The sequence below is a fragment of the Chryseobacterium sp. 2TAF14 genome, assembly GCF_052115105.1.
GTDB lineage: Bacteria > Bacteroidota > Bacteroidia > Flavobacteriales > Weeksellaceae > Chryseobacterium.
Genome location: NZ_JBFRGA010000274.1, coordinates 1 through 3,689 on the forward strand (window position 1 = coordinate 1; position 3,689 = coordinate 3,689).

The following is a 3,689-nucleotide window of genomic DNA, read 5'->3' on the forward strand; positions in this document are numbered from 1 at the left end:
CCTAAGAACGAATCTAAATTGTCTAAATATTTTGTTAATTATTTAAAAACAAAAAACCACAGACAAAATCTGTGGTTTTGATATTGATAAACTTTGTCAAAGATTTTCAACTTTGACAAAGTGAAAAATTAAATGTGAATCACTTCGCCATAAGCAGCAGCAGCAGCTTCCATAATTGCTTCAGAAACTGTCGGGTGCGGGTGAATCGACTTGATGATCTCGTGACCTGTAGTTTCCAGTTTTCTTGCAACAACAGCTTCAGCAACCATATCGGTTACACCTTCACCGATCATGTGGCAACCTAACCATTCACCATATTTAGCATCAAAAATAACTTTGATGAAACCATCTGTATTTCCATTTGCAGTCGCTTTTCCGCTTGCAGAAAGAGGGAATTTACCCACTTTAAGTTCGTATCCTTTTTCTTTAGCCTGCTTTTCTGTAAGACCAACAGAAGCCACTTCAGGGTGACAGTAAGTACATCCAGGAATATTGCCGTAGTCGATTTTCTCAACGTGCATTCCTTTGATTTTTTCAACGCAAGTAATTCCTTCAGCAGAAGCAACGTGTGCCAAAGCCTGAGTCGGGATAATATCTCCGATTGCGTAATATCCGGGAACTGAAGTTTCGTACCATTCGTTGACCAAAACTTTTCCTTTATCAGTTTGGATTCCCACTTCTTCAAGACCTATATTCTCGATGTTTGCAGCAATTCCTACAGCAGATAATAAGATATCAGCTTCAAGTACGATGTTTCCTTTAGCAGTTTTTACCGTAGCTTTTACACCTTCTCCGCTTGTATCAACACTTTCTACAGAAGCGTTTGTCATAATATCGATACCTGATTTTTTCAGAGATTTTTCCAAGTGCTTAGAAATTTCCTCATCTTCCACAGGAACGATATTTGGTAAAAATTCTACAACAGTAACTTTTGTTCCCATTGTGTTATAAAAATCAGCAAACTCAACTCCGATAGCTCCGGAACCTACAACGATCATAGATTTTGGCTGCTCAGGAAGAGATAATGCCTGTCTGTATCCGATTACTTTTTTACCGTCTTGAGGTAAGTTTGGCAACTCTCTCGAACGAGCTCCTGTAGCCAAAATAATATGAGTTCCTGTATATTCGGTTACTTTTCCGTCTTTATCTGTCACAGAAACTTTTTTACCCTTCTGTACTTTTGCAGTTCCTAAAATAACGTCGATTTTATTCTTTTTCATTAAGAACTCAATCCCTTTGCTCATTTTAGACGCTACTCCACCCGCTCTGATTGCAGTAACATATCCACCAGGACCACTTCCGATGACAATAATATCGTAATTCATTAGCTTAAAATTTTTATGCGAATTTAAGGAAAAATATTGGATGAACCACGTTTCTTAAAATTCATGAAGCAAAGCATTACAAAGATGATTTTCATTCAATTAATAACAAAAAAGAGAACACAAATATGCATTCTCTTTTAATGATTTTATTTAATATTAAAAATTTCGTAAAACTAAACAGCTGTTCAAATTTTTATTTTGATAATATCTTGCACTTCTATTTAGCAGCCTTCAACAATTTTTTTTCGTTTTGGTATCTCAGATTCAAAGCTTTCAGTTGGTCGGCTTTCATTTTCTTTGTAGCAACAGGATGATTCATAATCAATTTCTTTTCTGCACGGTATCTTTTGTCTAATTCATTTGCTTTACTGTTGGCCAACTGTGTTTTTGAAGGATGCGGCGGCGGCGTAGGTCGCGGCGGATGTCTCTGTGCTAAAGCAATGGTTGAAAAACCTACTACCAAAATTGCTGTTATTAAAAACTTTTTCATGACATTTAAATTTTTGAATGACTTTAATTGATTTTTTTATTATCTATTAATTTCGTTCGGTTCAGAGTAAATATTACATATTTCATACCACAATTTTAATCTTGCCGGAACTAACTTTTTTAAAGTAAGGCTAAACAGATATTTTTATTGACTTGCTTTATTCATATTTTAAAGATAACTAAATCGTAAAATTTGTCATGAATATAACATTAATCGCTATTATTGAAATTGTATTACTTTCTTAAATGAAATGCCATTGTATACCTTTAAAGCGTAATATTTGGTATAAATCTTAGTCTAATCTTGTGATAAAATAAAAAACTACTCAACTTCAATATTTTGCTTCAAAGGCAGATTTTTAGAAGAATTTCCAACAAAAATTCGGTATGTTCCTTTTTCTACAACCCAAATCATTTTCTTATCTAAAAACTGTAATTCTTTTACAGGAACTTCAATGGAAACCTGCTTTGATTCTCCCGGTTTTAAATGTACTTTCTGAAAACCTTTCAATTCAATAATCGGTCTCGAAACTGAAGCCAGTAAATCCTTCACATACAATTGAACGACTTCACTTCCCGCTTTTGAACCGGTATTTTTCACATTGACTTTAGCTACAATCGTATCATTTTCATAATATTTTGATTGATTTAATTGTAAATCAGAGATTTCAAAAGTCGTGTAACTCAATCCAAAACCAAAAGGATATAACGGTTCGCCACTCAGATCATGATAATCATTTCCTCTTCCCGTCGGATGATGATTGTAGGTCAACGGCAATTGCCCTTCCTCAATCGGGAACGTAATCGGCAATTTTCCGGAAGGATTTTCTGCTCCGAAAAGCACTTTTGCAACGGCACTTCCACCTTCTTCTCCGGGATACCAAACATCTAAAATCGCTCCGACTTTATCTTTCCAATTTGTCGTTTTTATCGCAGAACCACCCACCAAAACAATTGTTGTCGGTTTATTTAATTTTGAAACTTCATGGATAAATTGTTCCTGATTTCCGGGAAGACTCAGCGAAGAACGATCCTGAAATTCTCCTTCATGAATTCCAGCTGTAACGATGATGTAATCTGCATTTTGTGCCAGTTTTAAAGCATCATTAAAATCTTTTTGATAATCATTCAAACCATAATTCCAGATCAGTTCAATATTCGCTTCGCCCCTATTTTCGTGGAATTCTACGGCAATATCATATTTTTGACCTTTTATAAAATCAATATCAATTGTTTTGGTTGAATAACTTAATTTCTCCCAATTGTCAATCAGTAATTTTCCATTTAAATAGAATCTGAATCCATCATTTCCTCTTAAGCCAAGCTGATATTTTCCGGAATTTGGAGCTTCCAGTTTTCCTGTCCAACGAACGCTGTAATTGTCTGGTTGTAGTTTTTCAGGATTTGGAGAATATAAAGTCCATTTGAAATTCAACTGTTCGTCCTGTTTTTCAAAAGCCGGATTTCCTTTTAAATCAGCATTGGAAAAATATTTTCCTTTCAATCCTTTTTGATTTTCTGAAAATAAAAATTCCGTTGAAACTGTTACAAAGTCTTTTACATTCCAGTCAATTCCTTTTGAATAAGTGATTTCAATATTTTTATTTTTAACGAAATTTTTGATTCCGTCCAAAATACTTACTTTCTTATTTCCCGGCCCTGAATAACCACCTAATCGTGCATCAACAGCATCCCTTCCAACGACTAAAATCTTTTTATAATTTTCGGAAATCGGAAGCGTTTTGTTATTATTTTGAAGCAAAACAAAAGATTCAATTGCTGCTTTTTCTGCTAAAGGTTTATGATTGATTTTTTTTAATTCATCAATATCTTTGGTGGAAACATAAGGGTTTTCAAACAAACCTAGTTCAAATT

General features: G+C 34.2%; 3 protein-coding genes. All 3 read right to left on the minus strand.

The genetic code is table 11. The features are described 5' to 3' along the window. Window positions 1–128: 128 nt before the first annotated feature. The gene (gene lpdA / locus AB4Y90_RS17330) at window positions 129–1,325 is read right to left on the minus strand and encodes a dihydrolipoyl dehydrogenase (RefSeq protein ID WP_441558814.1); all 1,197 of its coding nucleotides are present in this window, start codon (window positions 1,323–1,325) and stop codon (window positions 129–131) included. Between the two features lie 217 nt (window positions 1,326–1,542). Next, on the minus strand, window positions 1,543–1,815 hold the full coding sequence (locus tag AB4Y90_RS17335) for a hypothetical protein (protein WP_441558815.1): 273 nt from the start codon (window positions 1,813–1,815) through the stop codon (window positions 1,543–1,545). Window positions 1,816–2,136: 321 nt separating this feature from the next. After that, window positions 2,137–3,689: glycoside hydrolase family 3 C-terminal domain-containing protein (locus AB4Y90_RS17340; protein ID WP_441558816.1), on the minus strand; the 1,553-nt coding region annotated here is incomplete at its 5' end.

Excerpts from the sequence above, each read along its gene's own strand:
- lpdA (WP_441558814.1), bottom strand. The coding sequence starts at position 1,325 with ATGAATTACGATATTATTGTCATCGGAAGTGGTCCTGGTGGATATGTT.
- AB4Y90_RS17335 (WP_441558815.1), bottom strand. The coding sequence starts at position 1,815 with ATGAAAAAGTTTTTAATAACAGCAATTTTGGTAGTAGGTTTTTCAACC.